Origin of the sequence: Klebsiella sp. D-Nf1 (assembly GCF_002810515.1) — a bacterium.
In the GTDB taxonomy this organism is placed as follows: domain Bacteria; phylum Pseudomonadota; class Gammaproteobacteria; order Enterobacterales; family Enterobacteriaceae; genus Klebsiella; species Klebsiella variicola.
In genome coordinates this window covers 54,818-76,715 of sequence record NZ_PIOK01000011.1, presented here as the reverse complement: position 1 = coordinate 76,715, position 21,898 = coordinate 54,818, and the positions used below count along the sequence as shown (strand labels likewise).

The 21,898-nt window shown below is 51.9% G+C and carries 17 protein-coding genes and 6 pseudogenes; 5 read left to right on the top strand and 18 right to left on the bottom strand.

Annotated features, from left to right (window positions below; genetic code table 11):
- Positions 1-48: 48 nt before the first annotated feature.
- From CWM54_RS29560 to CWM54_RS25965, 4 genes and pseudogenes are all read right to left on the bottom strand, one after another.
- Positions 49-141: a DUF6685 family protein gene (locus CWM54_RS29560; RefSeq protein ID WP_308298073.1), complete on the bottom strand. Its 93-nt coding sequence runs from the start codon at positions 139-141 to the stop codon at positions 49-51.
- Between the two features lie 252 nt (positions 142-393).
- Positions 394-863: pseudogene (locus CWM54_RS25975) on the bottom strand (IS5 family transposase); the annotation flags it as partial.
- 335 nt (positions 864-1,198) lie between these two features.
- Positions 1,199-2,533, bottom strand: coding sequence for a HEPN domain-containing protein (locus CWM54_RS25970; RefSeq protein WP_100699021.1), 1,335 nt, complete (start codon positions 2,531-2,533; stop codon positions 1,199-1,201).
- A 110-nt stretch (positions 2,534-2,643) separates the two neighbouring features.
- A pseudogene (locus CWM54_RS25965) lies at positions 2,644-3,060 on the bottom strand (DDE-type integrase/transposase/recombinase); the annotation flags it as partial.
- Between the two features lie 263 nt (positions 3,061-3,323).
- Between CWM54_RS25965 and CWM54_RS25960 the strand changes: the two are divergent.
- From CWM54_RS25960 to hha, 3 genes and pseudogenes are all read left to right on the top strand, one after another.
- Positions 3,324-3,781: pseudogene (locus tag CWM54_RS25960) on the top strand (serine recombinase); the annotation flags it as partial.
- 193 nt (positions 3,782-3,974) lie between these two features.
- Positions 3,975-4,456 (top strand): annotated as a pseudogene (locus CWM54_RS28995) (DNA-binding protein).
- Positions 4,457-4,562: 106 nt separating this feature from the next.
- Positions 4,563-4,766 (top strand): hemolysin expression modulator Hha, encoded by a 204-nt coding sequence (gene hha / locus CWM54_RS25950; RefSeq protein ID WP_032736982.1) that lies wholly within the window; start codon positions 4,563-4,565, stop codon positions 4,764-4,766.
- Positions 4,767-4,871: 105 nt separating this feature from the next.
- On the opposite strand, the gene CWM54_RS28990 is transcribed toward hha, so the two are convergent.
- A complete protein-coding gene (locus CWM54_RS28990; RefSeq protein WP_165785106.1) occupies positions 4,872-5,066 on the bottom strand; it encodes a hypothetical protein in 195 nt (64 codons plus the stop codon).
- Between the two features lie 406 nt (positions 5,067-5,472).
- Between CWM54_RS28990 and CWM54_RS25940 the strand changes: the two genes are divergently transcribed.
- Positions 5,473-6,027 (top strand): hypothetical protein, encoded by a 555-nt coding sequence (locus tag CWM54_RS25940; protein WP_100699020.1) that lies wholly within the window; start codon positions 5,473-5,475, stop codon positions 6,025-6,027.
- A 106-nt stretch (positions 6,028-6,133) separates the two neighbouring features.
- On the opposite strand, the pseudogene CWM54_RS29365 reads toward CWM54_RS25940, so the two are convergent.
- The 3 genes and pseudogenes from CWM54_RS29365 to CWM54_RS28205 form a co-directional block, all read right to left on the bottom strand.
- Positions 6,134-6,368 (bottom strand): annotated as a pseudogene (locus tag CWM54_RS29365) (SOS response-associated peptidase family protein); the annotation flags it as partial.
- Between the two features lie 1,169 nt (positions 6,369-7,537).
- Positions 7,538-8,338, bottom strand: a complete 801-nt coding sequence (gene repA, locus CWM54_RS25920) for an incFII family plasmid replication initiator RepA (RefSeq protein WP_319823396.1) — start codon at positions 8,336-8,338, stop codon at positions 7,538-7,540.
- Between the two features lie 10 nt (positions 8,339-8,348).
- Complete coding sequence (locus CWM54_RS28205) at positions 8,349-8,501, bottom strand: hypothetical protein (RefSeq protein ID WP_110218790.1); 153 nt, start codon at positions 8,499-8,501, stop codon at positions 8,349-8,351.
- Positions 8,502-8,550: 49 nt separating this feature from the next.
- On the opposite strand from CWM54_RS28205, the pseudogene CWM54_RS29555 reads away from it, so the two are divergent.
- Positions 8,551-8,668 (top strand): annotated as a pseudogene (locus CWM54_RS29555) (replication protein RepA).
- A gap of 18 nt (positions 8,669-8,686) precedes the next feature.
- On the opposite strand, the gene CWM54_RS25915 reads toward CWM54_RS29555, so the two are convergent.
- From CWM54_RS25915 to CWM54_RS28200, 10 genes are all read right to left on the bottom strand, one after another.
- Positions 8,687-8,956 (bottom strand): replication regulatory protein RepA, encoded by a 270-nt coding sequence (locus CWM54_RS25915; RefSeq protein WP_100699014.1) that lies wholly within the window; start codon positions 8,954-8,956, stop codon positions 8,687-8,689.
- A gap of 135 nt (positions 8,957-9,091) precedes the next feature.
- On the bottom strand, positions 9,092-9,643 hold the full coding sequence (locus CWM54_RS25910) for a phospholipase D family protein (RefSeq protein WP_100699040.1): 552 nt from the start codon (positions 9,641-9,643) through the stop codon (positions 9,092-9,094).
- A gap of 105 nt (positions 9,644-9,748) precedes the next feature.
- Positions 9,749-10,057, bottom strand: coding sequence for a hypothetical protein (locus tag CWM54_RS25905; RefSeq protein WP_100699012.1), 309 nt, complete (start codon positions 10,055-10,057; stop codon positions 9,749-9,751).
- Positions 10,058-10,533: 476 nt separating this feature from the next.
- Entirely contained in the window at positions 10,534-10,881 is a 348-nt protein-coding gene (locus CWM54_RS25900) for a DUF6404 family protein (RefSeq protein ID WP_040107955.1), read from the bottom strand.
- Between the two features lie 19 nt (positions 10,882-10,900).
- Complete coding sequence (locus CWM54_RS25895) at positions 10,901-11,497, bottom strand: fertility inhibition protein FinO (RefSeq protein WP_100699010.1); 597 nt, start codon at positions 11,495-11,497, stop codon at positions 10,901-10,903.
- A gap of 71 nt (positions 11,498-11,568) precedes the next feature.
- Positions 11,569-12,294, bottom strand: coding sequence for a type-F conjugative transfer system pilin acetylase TraX (gene traX, locus CWM54_RS25890; protein ID WP_100699008.1), 726 nt, complete (start codon positions 12,292-12,294; stop codon positions 11,569-11,571).
- A 78-nt stretch (positions 12,295-12,372) separates the two neighbouring features.
- A complete protein-coding gene (gene traI, locus CWM54_RS25885) occupies positions 12,373-17,634 on the bottom strand; it encodes a conjugative transfer relaxase/helicase TraI (protein WP_100699006.1) in 5,262 nt (1,753 codons plus the stop codon).
- On the bottom strand, positions 17,634-19,934 hold the full coding sequence (gene traD, locus CWM54_RS25880; protein ID WP_100699004.1) for a type IV conjugative transfer system coupling protein TraD: 2,301 nt from the start codon (positions 19,932-19,934) through the stop codon (positions 17,634-17,636). Before traD ends, traI begins: the two co-directional genes overlap by 1 nt.
- Positions 19,935-20,293: 359 nt before the next feature.
- Positions 20,294-21,025, bottom strand: a complete 732-nt coding sequence (traT, locus tag CWM54_RS25875; RefSeq protein ID WP_100699002.1) for a conjugal transfer complement resistance protein TraT — start codon at positions 21,023-21,025, stop codon at positions 20,294-20,296.
- 250 nt (positions 21,026-21,275) lie between these two features.
- Positions 21,276-21,878 carry a hypothetical protein gene (locus CWM54_RS28200; protein ID WP_133123774.1) on the bottom strand — a complete coding sequence of 201 codons (603 nt, stop codon included), beginning with the start codon at positions 21,876-21,878 and terminating at the stop codon, positions 21,276-21,278.
- Between the last annotated feature and the right edge of the window lie 20 nt (positions 21,879-21,898).

Sequence of the window (21,898 nt, the reverse complement as noted above, 5' to 3'; positions counted from 1 at the left end):
CTCAATCTAGCTCTTCTCAATACCCAAAGTAGGAGTTTAGTTGGCCTGTCAGAGGAACCTGCTGACACAGCTGGCCCGGAACCGTGCAGCTGCAAAATGATGGGACCCACCCAGATTGTTCCAGCATAACCGTGCCGGCATCCAGGAGGGAGAATTTGGTGAATGCCATCTCCTTCAACCACAGCTGAGAATGAGACAGATTGTTGTCCTGATGATCACCACTAACTGGTGTGGCCAGTTCCCGGCAGCACTGCAGTGCCAAATCATCCAGTGTTGTGATCCCAAGATGCTGTCGGTACTACACCGGATTCATTGCGCCTAATGATATCGCCGTCCTTGTGCCGGTGAACTCATACAGATAGATGATACGTTTTTAGCCGGCTTCATAACGTTGTCTAGGCAGAGCCTGAGTTTTTGTCCCGGATGCCCCATCTGGAGGGCATCAAGCGTATCTGCAACCAGTCAGATATCGTGCGTGTTCGCCGCTGCAACAACCAGCGACAGAGGAAGCCCGTTGGCATCCGTCATCAGGCCGCGCTTTACGCTTTGTTTCACTCTGTCCGCGGGATTGCGGCCTGTTTTTTTGTTCTTGACAGCGGTGATTTGGTCATGCTGCCGTCCAGATGTTCGCAGGCAAGCAAACCGTTCTGCCAAAAGCGCTCGAAGACTCTAGCATCACGCCATTCTTGGAAGCGCCGGTGTGCAGAACTCGATGAACATATCCTGGTGGCATTCAGCGTGTTCCACTGGCAACCGGTCCTGAGGACGAAAAATATGGCATTCATGGCCGCACGGTTATCAACGCGTTTACGGTGAGCACCGAACGGATGGCTGGTTTTGTGCTCAGGGATAAGCGGTGTCATTTTTTCACAAAGCTCATCGCTGATCCGCCATTTCTGCCTGTCATATTTTCGCCTTCATAAATTACCAGTTACGACATTCTGACATTCCCTTCTGGGATAGGCTCTTAATCGGATAACCTAAATGCGATACCGTAAGAGCTACAACTTAAAAGCGATAACCGCTGACGTAAAATCAATCCGTTACGCATCGAGATTTGTTAAATAATGCGCTTAACGTACAAAAATTTCCGATCTCCAAACTGACTCCTCTAAGGGCGCTATTGTTCAACTTCGTCAGAATACGCAGGAGTGAGTAGGAGGACTTAATTTAGGATGAAGTCCTCCTCATAGTGATTCTAAAAATCACTAAATCTAAATGAATTTATTCGTTTCATCATTAATAATGTCCAGTTCTTATCATTTGATGATATAAGGTATAATATGTTCGATACTATTATATTCTCTAATAGTTCTTTGTATTGAAAGAGGTCCTTTGCTAATTCAGTGTTGAGTTCTTTGTCTCCTCTATTAGGATTGTGAGTAAAGAGATTCCTTGCCTTAACTATTTTTTTAATTATTTTTTCGTTATCTCTTATTTTTTCATCTGACCAGCAAACAGATAGCATTAGTTCGAGTCTTTTTCTGAATGAATACTCATTCCCATAAGATAATTTATTTTTTAGAAACTCCGCATATTTTTCCCCTGCTTTCTCAATTATATCCTTAACCATCGAACTGTAGTCTGATGCGGACATGGGTTTGCCATCACTAGTTCTTCTATGTAAGGCTTCTACTGCTTGTGCAAGGGAAAGGAACTCTGCGTCAGCATACCTGTATGCCTTTGATTTAAACTGATTAAACAGAGATATTGTTGGTCTTATTTTTGAGGCTAACAAAAACCAGTTTTTTATTATTTCCTTTGATTTTTCTCCAGCACTTCGCATTGTGAAAAAATAGCTTGTTAGAGTTATCTCCTTTCTTTTCTTTATTTTATTGTTTGTTTGATATATAACTTTATTTTTTTCATCTTTGCCATAGTAAGAGTTTTTTATTGTACATACAGAATCCAATGCAAATGAAACCAAATTAGATAATATTATTCCTTTATCTATAAAGAAGTCTAGATCTTTATCTTCACTGCTTTCAAATATTGCAAACGCTTTACTTCTTACTTCTGTTTTTTCATAAAAGTTGCCAGTTGAAATGGACATACTATAACCTAGCGTGAGGGTTAACCCATCCCCTAAATCTATGATTTCCTGTTCAGGTAAATCATATGAACACGTATTTTTATTGTTCTCCCACTCGTGGTTTATTATTGGTTTTGCTATCCACTTTTCAAGGTCTTCTATCTCGAAAGTCATTTTCGATGTTTTAAGTTCATATCCATGATGGCTTTTATCAACGCAAACCATTTTATTACAAAAGAATTTCTCTCGATCTAAGTAACCTGAAAACCGATGATTTGCTTGAACGGTAAAACTATCAATCAGAAGAACCTTTCCGAGCTCCGATGTTTCGCCTGTTAGATTAATCATGCCTCTGCCTGACTCAGAGGGACCCATTTTGTGTATACAGTCTAGGTAAATTTCCCCTGACTCACTTATCTCTAACGCTCCAGCTAGGTTATATGTCTCACTATCACCGATTGAGAATACACCTTGAGTTATGATCTTTTCCTCTAACCTCATTTTCTAATCCCTCTCTTTTTGGCACTAAACAACCTGTATCAGATATCAGCCTTCTTTTGTCAGATAGTTTACTGTCGTACACCTCTTATAATGTAGTCTTATCCACCTCTTTACTGTTGATCTTGACCAGCCATCTCCAGACAGCTTTTGTATCTTAAGTTAACGATGCCAGCAGGCGCTGGTATTCCCTCGAGGAGTGATAGCCCAGCGCAGTGTGTGGATGGTTTTCATTGTAATGATTGAACGCCGCCGCAAGGTTTTGCGGTGCTGTTCGCACATGCGCATGTCATGCGCGGTATACGCTGAACCATTGTGCGTCAACCACTGCACAGGCTTGTCCGGGAGCATCGCTCCGAAGCGTTTTTCCACTGCTCCCAGCATCACATTCTGCACTGTTGTGTGTCATAGCAGCCAGTGCTTGCAGCCCAGTCTATGGCTCCCTGTCGCAGCAGTCCATCGCAAATGTCACCCGCAGTTTTTCTGCCGTCATCACATCCGAATTCGAAGCCGTCTGAACTACAGCGCTGGTAACGGGGTTTGAAGTCCAATGGAACGGTAACGTACTTAAGAACCTAACCATATGATTTAAAGTAAATAAATTTGCGGTTTTGTCTGCCAGATTTACGTTGATTTGATTACAGAGTTTATTAACCCTGAAAATGGTCAAAGATGCATGGCTACTGGCATCAACGGAAAAAGTAATCAAAATCCTAGTTTCCTTTACTCGGCTTAACTGCTCAAAAAAACGTACTTGGCGTACAATTTCGTACGGTTGGACTTTAAACTCCGTGATGTGATTCTCATTGAACAGGTCGACAGGCTTACTCGCCTTGATGATGCAGGCTGGGAGACACTCAGAAAGCAAATGACCGACAAGCAACTGGCCATCGTCAGTCTTGATCTACCGACCAGCCATCTGGCACTATCCAGCGCAGTAAGTGATGACTTTACCCGAAGCATGCTGAAGGCCGTAAATGGCATGATGCTGGATATGCACGCCGCTATTGCCCGAAAAGATTACTAAGACCGTCGACTTCGTCAGTCAGAGGGTATCAGTAGGGCGAAAGCCGAAGGAAAATACCGGAGCAGGGTGGCCGATGCGCAGAAACATGAACTGATACGCACTCAGCGCCAGGTCAACGGAAAATCGCTGCGAGAAACAACTCGCCTGCTGGCGTTTCTAAAATGACAGTGATTCGGGTCTGCACCAGCGCTGATAAAGGGGTTCGAGGTCCAACCGTACGGTAAGGGGAAAATTATCATCTAATAAAAAGATTAGTAGACAAGACCGTCTGTTGGGTGCCAATTTTCGAGAAAAATACACAATTTTTAGACATTATTTATGTTTATTATTTCATATATATCAGTTGGTTAATTTAATAACGTACGTTTTCGTTCCATTGGCCTTCAGACCCAACATACAAGGAATGAGAACAGAAGAATGAAATTGACAGAAACCAAACTGTATACGCTGATCGATAATCTGAATGCCCTGATTTGCGAGGACAGCCCGCTGACGCCCCAGGAGTGCGAGGATCTGGTCCGGGCCGTCGCCGCCATCGGTGCCATGAAAGCGCGCGTCAGTATGAAGAAGTCCAACGTTCCGGCAGCGTCGAAACCTAAGGAAGAGAAACAGGAACGTCTGCCCGACCCACGTTTTCCGCATGTCGGCGAACCCTGGCGGGAAGAAGAGGGGACGATGTTGCTTGATGCCCTCGAATCCGTACTGGACGAAGCGGTGGGCGTTCATCTGTTCTGGCTGGCCAAAAAGCTGGGGCGTCCCCCTACAGTGTGGCCTGTAAGATAGCGACTCTCCGGGACATGCCAGAAGAGTGGAAAGATCAGTACCGCAAGGTTTCGGACGATATTCGCAAGTCAGGCCTGAGCATCAGCGATTATGTTCAGCATAACGGGCTGAATTAACTGCTTCCCATCCTGTTCTGTCGGAACACGGAGTTGCCTCATAGACAGCTCTGAAGCGTACCACTTAAGATAAGCGACTTCTTCCCGGTGCTATTGCAGAAATTACATGACCAGACAGGAATGGCTGTTACGCCTCAGACGCTGTATTTCCAGAAACACGCTTGAAAAAGTGATAGAAAAAAACAAATACGATCTGACCGACGACGAACTGGAACCCTTTAATGCAGCTGTCGATCACCGACTGGCAGAACTGACTATGGGAAAGTTGTATGACCGGGTACCGCCAGGTGTCTGGAAATTTGTGAAATAGGATTGGTGACCTTATAAGTTACTGCTGGCACTTCAAAAATCTTTAAACCGGGTCATGCCTGACAGCTTACCCGGTAGCGATAATAGTGGAGACCGACAGAGGACTTCACTTTGGCTGCGGGATCCGCGTCCAGCGGATGGTTTCCATCAGAAGTTGATAGTGTACAGACGGGCTTTTATCCAGCCGCAGACTCTTCTTCCAAGACTCATCCGAAAATTTTTCCGCTTCATTACCGTTACGCTCATTAGGCTGCCGGCTCTCAAGCCAGCAGGTCTGTACTTCATGTGCTGTTTTGTTCATGGCCTTAGTCCTTACCTCGTTAGTGGGTGACATCCATGATTTTGCTGTCACGACACGACAAACACATCGACACATGATAAATTAATAATTCAAGTGATTGATATTTAACATAAAACGCATTAAGCGCAGTTGTGCTGTAGCAGCTAAATTGAGATGTTCGCGTTATGGTAAACCTCATTGGACCGTTGCAACTACCGGGAGACATATCATGAGCGTAGGATGCTCATGAGTGTTTACTTTGAAAGAGATCAACAGGGTTAAGGTTATCCTCGAGAGTATCTGCTCACCGGTTGTTGTTCAGCCGTTTCTTTTGATGATTTTCTGCTATCGTTCGGTATGATCTATACAGCAGCAGAGCTGCTATGCATTGATGACAAAACAGTTTCGAAAAGGGAGAACTAGTTTTATGGCTACGAGATTCAGTACTCAAGAAGGTATGGAACGATTTAAGGCATTCTGTGAAGAGTCAAAGCGACCAAAAGCACTTGAAGATATTAATTTTTCCAGCCCAGTAATAGTGCAAGTAATCACATATCATCTTTATAATGAATACATAATAGAAAACTGGGTTAATCATAAAATCGGGAACGGTACATCAGTTTTTAAAGATGCAAGTTTTTCAACAAACTCAAAGCTCACATTTGCCAAAAATATCGGTCTCCCGATGGAAATCTATAAAGCAGCAAAATTACTAAACAGAATTAGGAATATTTTTGCGCATAATATCAATGAAAACCCCATAAATGATAAAACGATACAAGAACTTATCACTGCATCTGATAATATCAATTTAAAAGAAAATATATATTCATCATTGTATTCTAATCAGAAGGATAGAATAGATAAGTTAAATGGTGATGAGAAAACAAAACATATCTTATTTATTATATTGTCAACTATGAGCCTTAAAATATGGAACTATGTATTTATGGATATGTATCTTAGCAATACATCTTCCTAAGATTGGGCTCGGTTCTCAAATCCGCACATGTAGGTTAAACTGCAGCAAATGCACAACAGGGATGAAAGCTAATTGTATGAGATTCCAGCCCTGCAGCGCAGATCATTCACCTAGCGGGCTTTATGAGCTCACCCTCTTGGCTTTTCACATTCCCTACAGCCCGCGTCACAGGATGCCAGATATAATGATCCGCAGACACTGCTTGCTCCCTCGGCAGCAATCTCTTCAGCCTCTTTTCCACTAACGTCCTGACGCATCCATTCCCGGGCGGCATCCGGTACCAGAACCAACGGGCGCCGGTCGTGGATGTTGACCAGACCTTTATCGGCCCCAGACGTAACTCACGACACTGTAGACATTCTTGAGCTAAGTATTCGCCAGATACAGCGGCTGGTGTGGTGCTTAGTTTTGTTCGGAATTTATATTTTTTATAAAAATACAGATATAAGGCCATCGTCATTTGCTGATACACAATGTATTTTCACACATGAAAAAATTATCGTTTGCACACTAAAATTTTTTTAATAGTAACCTTGAAGAAACCGATAGAAGTATCGGTTTCTTCATTAAAATGAAAAGAACCGGATACGTTAGTTTCGCTAGGCATAAGTATGCCGCTCAAGCGGCATGTAGGCGCCAGCAGGTGCTGTATATAGCTCTGTGAGTGAGTGGCGCCGAAGCCCGGCGTAGCCGGCTACGATTTGATAGGTTCTGCCAATCCCCATCCCCGCCCTGATAAGCCATACCCACTGATAACGCATCAGGAGCTGCTGTACGCGGTCGGAGTGGACCCGGCAAGGCGACAGCCGCAGTCGGGGCGTATCTCCGCGTTAGCGGGCCGCAGGGCCGCTTACGAGCGTGTACCAGACAACCGACCGCAGCTCCACCCACAGCGACGAAGAAGAGTAGTTACAACACCCACCATTAAAAGCGACACTACTCCCGGCCTTGGGCCGGGGGCGGCGGCGCTTTTCAGTGGTGGGGAGGGGCTCCTGGCCGGCAAACCGGCGCCGGTTTTATGATGAATTTCCTTTTGAATGCTGTAACTAATGTAGTTCTCCGGTCGGACCCGTCGCGAAGCGATGGGAGCTATCTCTGATGTTGCCGAACCCGCGTGACCGTCAGGTCGCTGCAAGGGCGGGCATTCTCCGGAGCCTGTCCACAGGGCAGGCGATGAACAGGCTATGTGTTTACAGGATTTATTAAAGGATTTTTAAAAGAGATACAGAGCTGATGTTTAAAAGGAACCACGCGCCTTGAAAGTCCGACGGCTGGCGCTTTGCAAAACCATCGGTTAGCGCCATATGAAATATTCCCTTGCAGTTATTTGTGGATAACAGGAATCAGCCATCAAAAGTGATACCGGCGATAACATTTAAGGCCACTTTAACGCCAGGAAGATGGGAATTATGGTGAGGAAAGCAGGCCTGAAGATAAGATAATACGTAGTAGCCGGCCAACAAGCGTGAGAATACCTCCGGCGCCGGCCGGATTTTTTAAGGAAGGAATGTTATATGGGGACAGTGGCCAGTCGCGTGTAGTTGTTCCCGCGCGACAGCAGCATGCGCTCCTGCACACGACGCTCAACCTCTCGCTTGAGCGCTTCATGATCGCCCCTGAAGCGGCCGGTGGCGTACTCCCGGGTCAGTTGCTGACGCACGCGCGTCTCGATATCCTTACGCTGCCGTGAAGTATCCCGCCTGGCGGTCGCCCGCTTCCGGCCGTGAGATTTACGCTCAGCCTGATAGCTGCGAAAACGCTCACGCACAAACCGCCACGCTTTTGCGATCAGTTCGTCCATCTCCAGCGGTTTCAGTTTCTGCTTTTTGCGCTGCAGGTTTTCCCACTCCACACGGCTGCGGCGCGCGGCCACCACAGCCACCTCAGAAACGTCAAGCGCGGAAAACAGAGCCGGGGTGAAGGTGATGTCGGTCGGGATGTTACAGCCGATCTGCGGGTCATATTCAGTCTGATAGGTGATGAGCCCCAGCTCCGCCAGAAACTTCAGCGCCCGGGTAGCACGACTGACTGACAGGTTGCCGATCCTGGACTCGGTGGCCAGTCCACACTCGATGGCCATATTGGTAATCGAGCGCTGCACGCGATTGGCCAGCGGATCATAGTGAAAACACATTGCCTGCAGTAGCGCGTCAATTGCACGCCGGCGCAACAGGGGTGGCATCCTGTGCCGCTTACCCAGCGAACGCAAAAACGCCACATGAATGGAAAAATCAAAACGGGACGTGAAGCCTTCGGCTTTCGCCATCAGCTTACGGCAGAACGGCAGTGTTTTTTTGCCTTCACGCGCCATAAAACGTGGCTCAGCATTTTTCACTTGCACGTAATGAAACGATTTTTGGGGATTCTGTTCTGTCACCGCTTCCTGCGCTTATGTTGCACGGAAGGAGTAAAGCACAGAAACTGATCTTGAAGTTTTCTGAGCATGTACATATACTCCCTGCATAGAGCAACACGTTCTATGCAGTTTATGAAGGCCCCGTTAATCTTTTCGCTCCGCCAAGAATGAAGAAGATTATCGGGGTTTTTGCTTTTTGATTCCGGGGTTAAACCTCAGCAGAACCAGTTCCCTGCCACATTACGGCGTGGCCAGCCAAGAATATCTAAACGATCTGTAATCTAGCACCCATAGCAGGTATGATCAAGAATGTGACGTCGTTACGTCAATTCCTAGTTTCGCAGATTCCCTTTCAATCAGCCTCTCAATCATTTCTGCCTGAGTAATTCCTTCATTCTCACACATGATTTGAAGCTGGTTTTTAAGCTTATCCCGCACAAATACTCTCACCTCTTTGTGCGTCGCTTTTTTTCGGGCAACAGCTTTCTGCTGACGTTCAGCCGCAGAAACAGGATTGCCCTTTCTATAGGGACGTTTAGATGAGGAAGTAACTCCGTTAGCGACCTGTGACATCTCTGCCTCCTCAAGCATATAACTGAATACTTGAACAAAGATACTACACGTCGCTACATGCAGCGAGAGTTACGTTATTTTTTGTTATATAACCAGCCCTTGTTGGCGCAACGAGCAGGTTATTGAGCGAGGGGGTTAATACGAGGAACTCCAGTCTTTTCCCGTCTCCCAACGAGTTTGCCAGTGCTGCAGATAGCGTTGAGCAACGACTGGATCATCCCACACGACAAGCACGTTCTCTGAATTGGCCCGATCAGCGGCTCGGGTGTAGTTAAAAGACCCGACTTCAATATTGCGGCCGTCAGCAATGATGACTTTGTCGTGCATGATTTTGTACTGCGACACTGCGCGAACCGGGATGCCGGCATTGGCCAGAAAATTCATGGCCGCCAGACTCGCCTGGTTTTGCTTGCCGGTATTGGCTTTCCAGTCCAGAACCACTTTCACATCGACGCCACGCCGCTTAGCCCTGACAAGCGCGCTGGCGACTTCAGGTGAGGTAAAGGAATACCCCATCAGCCGGATTTCCTGCTGCGCAGAATCAATTGTCTTCAGGACCAGCTGCAGAGCCGTGCCTTCCGGAGAATATCCCGTCTCGATACTGGCAGCATACACGGCCGGAACAGGTGCACACAAAGTCAGGCTGATCAGCCCGGACAGACAACATTTGCGGAGTGTACGGTTAATTTTTTTCACAGTATTTCCTTAACTGATGTTTTAAGAAACGCCGGGAGCGGGGGAAACTGGCTTTTCCCCGTTCCCGGGGTTGGACAACGAAGCCATGCGGAGGCGTCAGGATTTTGTGGTATGCCTAAACCAGTAGCAGGCGGGTCCGTCGCCGGTATCGTGGACAGAACCCAGAAACCAGCCATCATCATCCGGTGGTTCCGGTATCCAGCCACGGGCATCCGGGGCTTCATCCGTAAATCCGGCAGCAAAGGCTTCAGGCGCTTCATCGCGCATTGTCATCACAAAGCACTGAAGTTTATTGGTTCTGAGCCAGTAGCTTAATTCTGCGGAAGTTTCACAACCACTGCGTGCCAGCGCAGGATGTGTCCAGTCCCCCTGTTCATCACGTTTCACTTCGGCGGCGATAATCATTTTTCTTACTCCTGTTCCTTTTTATTTGATGATTAACGCACGATATGAAAGCCTGTACATTTCATAAATCGCACGTCGTGATGCAATGAAAATATTGAAATCAGTTAAATACTGAAAGTGGATGACTTAAATTGAAAATTGAGCACTTATAAACGTCACATACCCCGGGACGAGGCAGTCCCAAATCGGCCATCCAGTGTACCGAACGGCTTGTCATTCTTCGCGTCTGCCCATACCCGGGCAACACACACGCCTCAGCCACAACGCCTTTCACCCTTTTACTTCTCTTTCGTTTGAATATATTTTTCTGACTATGAGACAATAATTAACACAACAGCCCCTTCCGGACAGGAGTCATACCAGAACGGACGCAGTCACGTATAATAACCGCACCATACAGGGTTAATTTTTTTTAAGAGAATGAGGGGGCTGTCAGGCCAGGAATATTCACGACCTGACAGCCTATATTTATTCCGTTACAGATCTTTCCAGTCAGGTAATTTATTCACCTTTCGCCGCCACAGATGGAACAGCGCCATCGTCAGGCCAAATAACACCCCCGCGATAAGACTGATTTTGCAGGCGAACAAGGGGGGCATCCCCTGGGCCCGCCACACCATCCAGTACATCCACAGTCCGTATCCGACGGAGAAAGAGCCTGCCATCACGCCAAAAACCTGCCAGAGCGGAGCAAACGGCAGCGGGGGAATGTTTATCCCCAGCCGCCACAACAGTCGTATCAGAAGCGGTGCATAATTGCTTTTCCACATCTTACGGCTGGCCATGATTGCCAGCGCCTTTTGTTTCCGCGCTTCAAAATCCATTTCCTCTCCCCGATTGTATTCAGTCAGCTGACTGGCTCCGCATACGTTCAGTTCGCAGGAGTTCTTTCATCATGCGCTCACTGGCGTACTGCGCTTCCTCTGCAGTGACGGTCGCGACGGCATTCCCCTGCAGATCATAGCGGGAGGCCCCCACCTTCATCCGGGACAGATACCCCGCAGACCGGGTCAGACTCTTCAGGCATTTGATCACCTGTTTATGCGACAGCGGCAGGTCACGGTTCACGATATCCGCAAACAGCTGTTCGCGCATGCCCGTCGCCAGCAGACGGGGTGAGTTTCCGTCGAACAGCTGTGGCCAGAATGCCTTCAGGGTCATGATGGCCTGTTCCGGCGGCAGCAGGCGGAGATAACGCACCGGAGGTGGAGTCTTTACTGCTTTAACCGGCGCCGGCGCCGCGTTACGCGCAGCGGCTTCGGCCGCTTGTTTAACCTTCTCAAGTTTCGCTTTCTTTGCCTTCCAGGCCGGCGGGGACGAAACCACCACGACTTTCTTTCGGCGCACCACACCAGGAACTGGCGTCGCCTCCGCGGGGGTCGTACTGTCTTCCGCCGGTTTTCGTTTCAGGCTCAGTACAGGGCGTTTTTCTTCTGCCATAACAAGTGCCTATCGCTTAGCTAATAAGGGCTACTATACCTGAACAGCGTCGCCCTTTCCTGCTCCTGCATTCACATTGAGACGACAATACCCAGTACCGCCAGGTGCACGGCATAGAACATCACGAAGAAATGCCGTGGCCAGAAGCGTTTCACACGTTCTCCGGCAGATGAGCACACCATCAGCGTCAGCAGCGCGATCGCCAGCCCGGCCACCGATTCACTCACGTCATGCATATTCATCAGCAACACCATGAGGGCCCACAGCACCCCGTATCCCAGCCGTTCCGGTGCGTGCTGTGCGCGGCAAAGCAGCCAGCTGGCGGTAAGCATGCCCACCCCGGCCATGCCGTAGCTGCCGGTTGACAGGGGTATCCAGGTGACCAGCAGTCCGACCGCCGGGAGGGTGTAAGACCAGGATGGCTGGCTGACCCACCGCAGGACCTGGCCCGTGACGGCAAAGGCAAACAGAATATTCCCGGTATACCACGGGTACCCGATGAGCATAAACGACACCTGGGCGACCAGCGCCCAGCCCCACAGGCTGTTCAGCTGCGACTGCCGTATTTCCGCGTGCCGGGCCAGATTCATTCCCCATGCCAGACCAAACAGCGGAAAACAGCCCCGTCCCAGAAGCCGCATTATCTCGTTATTGTGTGCCAGCAGTAACCCGGCATGGTCGGTGACCATCAGGACCAGGGCCACCGTTTTAATCATATCCGTCTGACCCGGTGTCCAGGTCAGTAATGCCTGCAGCCAGCGGTCCGTCGCGCCTGGAAATGTGTGTTGTGTTCTCATGTTTTTTTCCTTTTAGCGCTCCGGCAGACTGCCCGATTTTAATCGGGGAGGCTGCCGGAGCAGACAAGCCCAGGCGCGTCAGTCGCCCCCGAGGGTTTTCTCGCGGTCCAGGTCACGAACCATGTCCCGCTCCACAGCCTGCAGACGCTCACGCTGCAGACTTTCTGAGGCCACCTGCTGAATCGCCGCCTCCTGGCGCCGGAACTGAGGATCATCCGGTAGCGTCGTTTTCTCCGTACCCGGCCGGTCACGCTCCAGTCCGCGGATGACGTCCCCGATAACCTCTTTCACCCGGTCCACCGGCTCGCCGGCTTTACCCGCCTCCCCGGCCACTTCCCGGGCAGTCTGTTCCGCCTGTTTTTCCATTTCCCGGCGCTGCTGCTCTTCTGCCGCCCGCTGCGCCAGTACCTCCGGCGGGAGGATAATGTCAGCCCCGGCCTGCGGTACCGGAGCCACCGGCGCCGGATCAGCCCATACCCGCCCGCCGGTCATGGCCCCGGGGTTCCAGGGGCGGTCATCGCCGGCCAGCCGCACCACCACCCCGGTATCGGGATTGTCGCGGGCCATTCTGACGCCCTCCCCCATATTCCCGGCCAGCAGGCTTTCACCGTTGCGACTGTTCTGCAGCGCCACGAACCGGGCGGCGTCATTGCCCATAATCCGCCCCTCTCCGCCGATGGCCTCCAGCCGTCCGTCCCTGTCGGTCAGCGGGCTGAGCCAGATACCGGCGGCTTTCCCGTTCTTATCGAATGCCGGCAGCGCCACATGCGGCTGAGGGTACTTTTTCCCCGGAGAAATGAATTTTCCCGGTGAATTTCCCTGTGCCAGACCGGACTGCTGCAGGGCTGCCCGGCCAGCGGCCGCTTCATCCAGTGGCCTTGCCCGCCCGAACAGCAGATCGGCGCTTTTCACCGCCCGGTCGTTACGGGGTTCCAGAATATCGTGCGCCGTCGCTTTCTCAGGTGAATGCTTGATGGCCTTTATCCAGCCCTCACGGCTGTCGGTGTAAACCTGCACATGCTGTTTCATGCGGGATAAAGCCACATAGGCAGACTCAAAGCTGGCCATCTGTTCCCGACCACCGGCCACCCCTTCCAGCGCGATGGCATACGGTTCGCTGGCCCCCTGGGCGCCGTGGGCGGTGATGGCGTAGGCGAGGTCGATATGCTGCTGCGCCTGATCCGCCTTCGGGGTCAGCGTGCGGGTGGTTTTGCCATCAGAAAGCGTGACACTGTCACCCGAAACAGACTGCACCTCCCAGATGCTGTTGGCCACATAGCCGCGCTCCAGGTCACTTTTGCTGAAGCGCATGCGGTCCCCCTGAGACACGGTGATCTTTTCCTGACGATAGAGCGTGACGCCTTCTGCCGATGCCTCCCGTGGTGAGAGATATCGCTCCTTTCCTTCACTGTCTGTCAGGGTGATCAGCTGATTATCCTTATCCACCTTGCTGATACGGTGGTATACGTTATCAACCAGCGCCACCGCCTCCTTGTGAACCGTCCAGGTCGACAGTTTGCGCAGTTCACCGTCACGGATGTTACTCGTGACCAGCACCGGCAGGGTGATTTCCTCTTTGCCGGTTTCCCCGTTCTCCCGCCGTGCGTCATGGATCAGACTGTTCAGCGCCCGCCGGTCCTTATTCAGATGGGTGATCACCAGCGTCTGCGACTGTGCCTCCGGGGTCCGTCCGGTATAGTCCTTCACCAGCGCCTCGTAGAGCGTCGCGGGCTGACCTGCCGGCAGGGTTTTCCCCTCGCTCAGCGCCTTTTGTATCGCCTTTTCCTGCGTCGGCGTGAATTCCACCACAGAACTGCCCGGCACCCAGGCGCCTTCTTTTCTCGACACCTGCTCCGGCGTGACCTGCTCAATGGTGGTCAGGGCGCGGTGCACATCCCGCTCAATCAGGCTGTAGACCGCCGGTCTCAGCTCAGGCACCTGGCGCACAATCTCTTTCATGATGGCAACGTCGGCGGCGCTGCGCTGCTGCATCAGCCTGAACGGCTGGCCCGGCGCGATGGGTTGCAGCTGGTCGTTATCCCCACTGGACACCGCCCGTCCACCGCCGGCGACGATGAGGGAGTGGGCTTTTGCCATATCGGCCAGCCCCACCATTGAGCTCTCGTCGAGCAGGAACAGGGTGTTGCTGAAATCGGGTGTCTGGCCATTGCGCTGCAGCAGCTGCGTGTCGTGGAGGAACGATGCCGTCGTGCGCGCATCCACGCCAGCACTCTGCATTTCCCCGACCGCGCGATGCGTCGGCGCCAGACCGATGACGCGCGGACGGGTCTCTTCCGGCAGCAGACTGATGGCACTCATGACTGCCCGGAACTGGGTGGTTTTCCCCACCCCGGCATACCCCTGAACCACCGTGAACCGGTCCGTGCTTTCCAGAATCATCCGGGTCGCCGCCCGCTGTCCGGCGGTCAGGTCCGTCATCAGACTGGCCGGCACGCGGTCCATCAGGGGGGCCACCGCGTCTTTACCTTCCAGCACCCGGGTCAGGATGCTTTTTTCGGCGTCCCAGGTCTGACGGGAAATCAGCAGGTCATTGCCGTAGCCGTGCGCCACCGGTACATTCAGCAACTGCCCCGACCTGATTTGTGCCTGAATGGTCGTGTCGATGTCCGCCATCGGAACCTTCCCGCCCCCGGTTTCCAGCGCCGTCGCCAGCAGCTGGGGCCGGGAGAAGGTCAGTTTCTCACTTTCAAGCAGCGGGATGGCCAGGTGAATGGCCTGTTCTGCCGGGGTACGCAGTCCGGCCTTCTGCTGCGCAATGGCCGCATCCAGGTCCGTCTCGCCGGATCGGGTCTTCAGCTGCTCTGAGACCACGCTGAAGGCGGTATGCCGCGACAGCTTCTCCGTCGTGCGAGCCGCATCCTGCGCTGAGTACAGCCGGAGATGATTTCCGCTCTGCGCCAGCTGGTTGAGGGTGGCGTTATCCAGCTCACGCTGCGTCACCGACGCAAAGACCGTTGCCGTCTCGCTAACCGACCTGCCGGGACTTTCCACCCAGCCGTGGCCGATTTTAATACCGTCAAACACGCCCGCGCCCACGGCCAGGGTCTGCGTGGTTTTCTGCCCCGGCCGCTGTACCGTCAGCTGCCCGTCCTCCACTTTCATCACCGTGATGCTTTCCCCGCCCTTCAGTCGTGTGTCCGGTATCTTCCCGAGCACCGCCAGACGTTCCCCCTCTGCCACCGGCAGTGTATCTGCCCGGAACAGCGTCCACTGGCTGTCGACCGCGGAAACCTTCAGATCCAGACGGACCCCTTCCCGGTCTTTCAGGGTCAGCATATTGCTGCTCGCGGTCACCCGGTCAATGACAAAGCGATCGTGCGTCCGGGTCTCCGGATCCCAGCGTTCCATCACCATCCCCTCCCGGTAATAATCCCGCACGCCCCGGCTTTTGCTGTCCAGCCATACCGGCGTCAGGGCTGTAATGGTCGTGTCTTTCTCACCCAGCACTCCCTCATTTCTGAGGGAGTCACGGATAAGGCCGTTGAGTACGCTCTGTTCACGCGTCCCGCTGATTTGGGCCACGCTTTCCTGCCCTTCACGCACGCTGACGGCAAACTCCTGTGCCAGCCGGCTGTAGCGTGCTCCTTTATCCGGTTCACTGATGATGTCGGCTGTGGTCTGATGGCCACCCTGCCAGCGATACGTATTCACGCCGCTGTCCTTCAGCACTGTCAGCGCGCTGCCGGTCCCGCTGCGCTTTCCGCTGTCGGAGAGCAGGACCTGCACGTTATGGCGCATCGCGCCATCGAGCAGGGAAATCGTTTCCTTCAGGCTCAGCTTCTCCGCCTGATCCACGATGAGTGTTCCGCCCGGAATAAACGCCGTCCCGTCCTGCAGGGCGGATTTACCGGTCACCGTTTCCCCGGCCAGACGCACATCACCGGCGAGAAAATCACGTGAGCGGTTATCGGCCGCCAGGATATGGACGTCCCGCCCCTGCTCCCGGGCCATCAGGGTTAACTCGGCCACCCGCTCCCGCTGGCCGGTTGCACCGCCCTGACCGGAAACGATACCCATGACCGGGCGATCCTGTGCCAGCACGCTGACGGCATCGCTGAAAGGGACCTGGCGCACCACAGACGCATCGGGCGTGACGGAGACATGATTCTGGCGCTGCACCTCCTGACTCAGGGCTTTGACGGCGAGTTCATCGAGAACGTGGATGTTTGAGGTGAACAGGCCTTTCTCGCGATCGAGAGGGATAAGCTGCTCCCGTTCAATGGCGGCATCGATGCCCTTTCTCGCCAGCTCAAACACACCGTCCTTCGCCTCCAGCTGGCCGACCGTGCGAGCCAGCAGGTCGGCATACGTGAACTGCACCTTGCGGTCGCTGAGACCGGCAATCGCTTTCGTCACCACATCCGTGATATCCGGACCGTCAGTGTTCACCGGCGCGGCAGGTGCACGGGCCAGCTCTGCGGCTCGCGCATCGGCGGCCTCACGATACCCCCGGATGTCAAACCCGGTCTCCTTCAGCGTGTTCATCCACTCCACCATCTTCTCTGCCGGATCGATGGCTTCTTTCGACTTTCGGGTATCGAGCGCGGCCACATCCCGGGACTTCAGGGAGGCATCGGGACCGGCGGCCTCCCTGACCTCCTGAGTCCGGGTGGAAAAGGGTTCCACAGGGACCCCTTTCATCTCCCACATCCCGTGTTTTCCCACGACTTCCGTCTCATAGCCAAGCTTCTCAACCAGGGGTTTGAACGCCTCCCGGTAAAGTTTCCCGAACGCTATCTGGTTCACGTACACGTTCTCGATAAAGCCTGTTTTTCCAATCTTATCTGTGCCGAGAGACTGCCATTTTTCCCCGTTCTGCGTGGCGTTAATGACGACGGCATGGGTGTGTAACTGCGGCTCCTGGTTGCGGTTCGTGTCGTGGTTGAATTTCGCCACAATCAGATTTCCGGTCAGCACCGTTTCGCTTTTACCGTCCGTCATGACCCGGGTCGCGGCCAGCGTCTCCAGTTGCCGCACCGCTTCGGTTACCGCCTGGTTGTGGGCATCGATAAGGCGTTTATCGCCGCCCAGCATCGCCATGACCGACACGCTTTTGGGGGCCGAGAAGGTCAGGTCATAACCGGGTCGGTGCTTGTTGGCGCCGTCCTGTATCCGGGTCAGGTCGCTGCCATCCGGCAGCTTCCCTTTCAGCAGTTCCGTAAACAGCGCCTTATCCACGGCTTTCCCGTCGATCCCCAGCGCCTCAGCCCCCTTACCCTGCCAGCGTTCGTCCATGCTCCCGATGACGTAGTAATTATCTTTGTTGGTATAGTAATCTGCGGCTTTGTCGGCCGATTTAACGGAGCCAATCGACATCATCAGAAGTTCCCCCCAATCTCGACATCATCCTGCTCATCGTGGCGGTGGCTGTGGTTGATATTGACCTCTTCACGCCGCTGCATATCCCGCTGCGTTTGCTCATCAGCCCAGGCGTCATACGCCTGCATATCTTCAATCACACCGTCCTCGTTCATACCGGCCGGCAGCATGTCCTGCCCCTGTTCTGCGGACTGCTGCGCCAGTTCCTGTTCTGTCCCGCCTGCAGCTGCAGCAGGGTTACCGGCAGAGGATGCTGTTGAGGCCGCTGCGGCTGCTTTTGGTTTGATCAACGGTACGGTCGTGACCCGCAGGACGGGAGGCTCAGCTGTCCTGGCGGAGGGTTCCGCTGCCGGCATCTTCGTTGTCGCCGGCGCTTTTACCGGTACCGGAGATACTGTCACTTCTGCTGGCGCAGGCTGACTGACCGGCTCAGGCTGTTCACCGGCGTGACTGCCGGCATCATCTGGCCCGGATGCCGGGGCATCCGGCGTGAAAAGCGCTCTGGCAAGACTGCCTTCAGCTTCCCGCGCTTCAAGCAGCGCACTGAGCCGTGCATCCACTCGCGCATCGAGAGTGCGCGGAATAAATCCTTCGGCAATTTTCGGACGCGGCTTGTATTTGAGGGCCAGCTTCACGGCCGGATACGGCCCGGGCAGCGTGACATAGCAGGACAGGTCCGGTAGCGTCTGAATATCGGAGTAACTGACCAGCGTTTCCCGCTCTTTTTCTTTCCCGGTCGACACCCCATCACGCACCGGGTCAGCACCGTAAGAGTACTGTTCGCTGGCTTTGAGAATTTCCTTCTCACCAATTTCACCGGCAGCAAACTCCGCAATCTCTTTACTCGGGGAGCGGAAGAAGGCCCGGGTGTTCATCACGTCAAAGAGCGTGGCGGCAGGCTTAACGCCATAGATGTCTTCCAGCTGGGCATAAGACTGAATACCGAACACATAACAACCACCAAATTTACGCGCCTCCGGGAGGATTTCGACCAGGTCCGGCAGCTTGTGCAGCGTGGGAAGTTCGTCAGCGAAGATCCACACACGCCGGTTACGGTTCTCGCCCATCGCCAGGAGGCCGCGGATGGCAATCGACAGCCACATCGAGATAACCGGCTTCAGGGAGGCATGGGTGTCAGCATTGGAGGAGATAAACAGCCAGCCATTGGGTCGGTCCTCACGGACGCCGCGCATCCAGTCCCGGATAGTGAACGGCTCGCCGTTCTTCTCAATGCCCTGCAGGTAGCGAATAGCCTTGACGTAGTTGGTCAGCACAGCTCGAATGGAGATGGCCGTTTTCTCAATTTTCTCTTCAACCAGGTTCGCAGCCGGCGTGTTCTGCAGATAGGCGCGCAGCTTGTCGATTTTAATGGACAGCATGGTATCGACCAGCTTCTCGTAGCTGCGGTCCTTGTCTTCACGCATCAGATACGCGCCTTCGGCAAAGATAGTGCGACCGGAGCCCTGCCAGAACGGATCTTCTTTGGTACCCATCGGGATAAGGGTGTTGGAGATGTTGTCGAAGTCCGGCAGCGTCAGGCACTCTTTCCACAAATCCCAGGCCGCGCAGCGCGAATCCAGCGGGTTGAGGATTTTATCCAGTGACGGGTCGTAATAGCTTTTGACGAACTCACAGGAGCGATCGTAAATGATGGCCATATCGCCCCGGGCACGCACATAGTTCAGTAGCCGGCGTATAACTTCGGATTTACCGGAACCCACGGTACCGTGGAGGCAGAAGTTCTGGATTTCGGAGTTTTTAAGAATAGGCAGGTCGCCAATTTTAATATCGGAGGCCACTCCATCACGCTTCATCTGGCGGGCCACTTCTTTGGGTTTATCGGAAAGCTGGCGCCCGCCGGTGTTCTCATCCTCACTCTGCTGTTTCCCCTGGCGGCCCAGCACCCAGCTGGCGATGAAGAACGTCACGATACAGATAACAAGAGAAACCACGGCAGCAAAGACGAAACTGGTCCACAGCTGCTCTCCGCACCAGATAGTATATTTATCGGCCAGGATTTGTTCTGAGGTATATTCCAGCGACTGGCCGTAATACTGAATGGTGTATACCGGCTGGGAACGAATAATATCGCGCATCGGACCCAGCGTCGTACACCACCAGTATACGCAGCCGTTCACAAAGGTTTGCCAGCTAAGCCTATACATCAGCATAAGCCCGCACAGTACCCAGAATAAAATAAACAGCACGTAGAAAATAATATTGGCAATCTGACCAAACATGCGAAAGCGCATATTGGCGATCTGACCGCCCTGCGTCATATCTTTGGCATTGAAACTCATGGCACTAATCCGTCAGTAAATTATTAGGGTCGAAAGGACAAATCAATCAGCGAAAACAAACCTAACGGGGTTGCAGGGAATAATCCTCCCCCACAGCAGGATGTGGATAAATATCGCCAGGCATCAGTTTATGTGTTTCAAGAGACCTGACAGGTTCAGATATTGCCATAAATAACCTCTGATCAAATAAAGACGAAAAGACTCCGCCGAAGGCGGCAACGCCTCACAGATGCACAAATAAATTGCGCAACTGTTCACCGTTCAGATCTGGAATTCATAGATTATTTGACGAATTAATTCTGACACACCAGAAAGGGGATGCCAGTATGGCCCGGGGACCGGGCCGTGGAATAGAAAGCTTACAGAATATTAGCGATCGATTTTGCCAGCTGGTCTTCAAGAACAGGCTGGGCTTCAGGGAACTTGAGGTTAACTTTATTAGCGTTAGAGACGACGCGAGTTTGGTATTTGTGCTGATTACCCGTTTCAGTACTTGTCTGCACTTTTGCGCCGGATGTTCCCTGACGTAATACGGCCACGTTATCAGTCTGAACCTGAGTTTTGGTTCTTTCCGCGATCTGAACATCGGTGATCATGGTGTAGTTCACATCTTCCACCATCGCGTCAGCAGCCATACCAACCAGACCGGCTGCAAGTCCTACTCCCAGAGTCGCCCCTGCAGAACTGGAGTTGTAAGCGGTAATCCCTGCCCCAAGCGCGGCGCCAGTCACTGCGCCCTCATAACCCCGGCTTAACCAGCCCTGAGACTCACGAAGGTCCATTTTATCGGCCTTAAGCACGTTCGCCTGGATCCAGTAGCCCGCCGTATCCGGGTTACTGACGACCTGATATCCCTTTGAAGTGACGGCGCTGGCAATTTTTGCCTGCAGGCCACTCATATCCTTATCGGAGGTATTTTTGATTTGCAGATAAACCGTCTTATTATTTGAAGGTTCCAGCCAGATTGTTTCGCTCATCTGGGTTTTTACTTCCAGATTTCTCTTTTTAATGGCGGTTCCCATTGCACTACATCCAGATAACACCAGCGCAGAGCTGACGACAATAACAGTCATCAATTTATTTAATTGCATACATATTCCTTGTGCCATAATCATTATGAGACATACACATTCCATTTCTGCATCCAGAATGCGCAGTTACTATATCCAACTTTTTATTTGAGTGGAAATTTATTAAAATTAATGCACTAATAATTTCGCATGTGTATTTTTAGCCTACCAACTAACCACCATAATTGATAGGCCAAATTTGAGGGGGGATTTTTTAAAACCAGCCACTCTCCCTGCTGAGTTTTAGTGGTCAAATTAGCTTAATCATTTGTTAATGATTCCGATCTATACCATACACGTTTCCTGCAACGTCTACATTTTCAATCATAGGAAGCCCACTCGCAGGATTAATATCATGGGTACTTATAGATATCTCATTTCCATATAGCCCCATAGCACTGCTACATGTACTATTAGGTTGGTCGAGGTTGACTGAACCGTCAGAACAATTCTCAAGCTGATAACTCATAAACTCTCGCTCGGAGAACACTTCCTTGTATGGTAAGGTCGTCAATGATTGTGTTCTCCCGACATAATTCCTGCCGGTCCCATTTTCGAATGCACTTTCATTATCATTACTAAATTTCACAGTTGCAAACTTTATTGCTTTATTCATAACCCAAATTGGGTATAGGACAATACTTATCAAACAGGCTATGGGATTAACAATACAACAGACTCCGGCCAGAACAAGATAAAGATTACTAACATCAGCTACTCGGCGTTTTGTTTTCGCACCAACTTTAATGAAAACATATTTGAACACCAACAACCATATCGCGGATGCTAATACTATAAAAATAGTTTCTGATACTCGCCATCCTGCTAATAGGCACGATATACCCTGAATAAGTAGCAAAGCAATCATTTTCATATTTTACTTTCCTCCCCCCT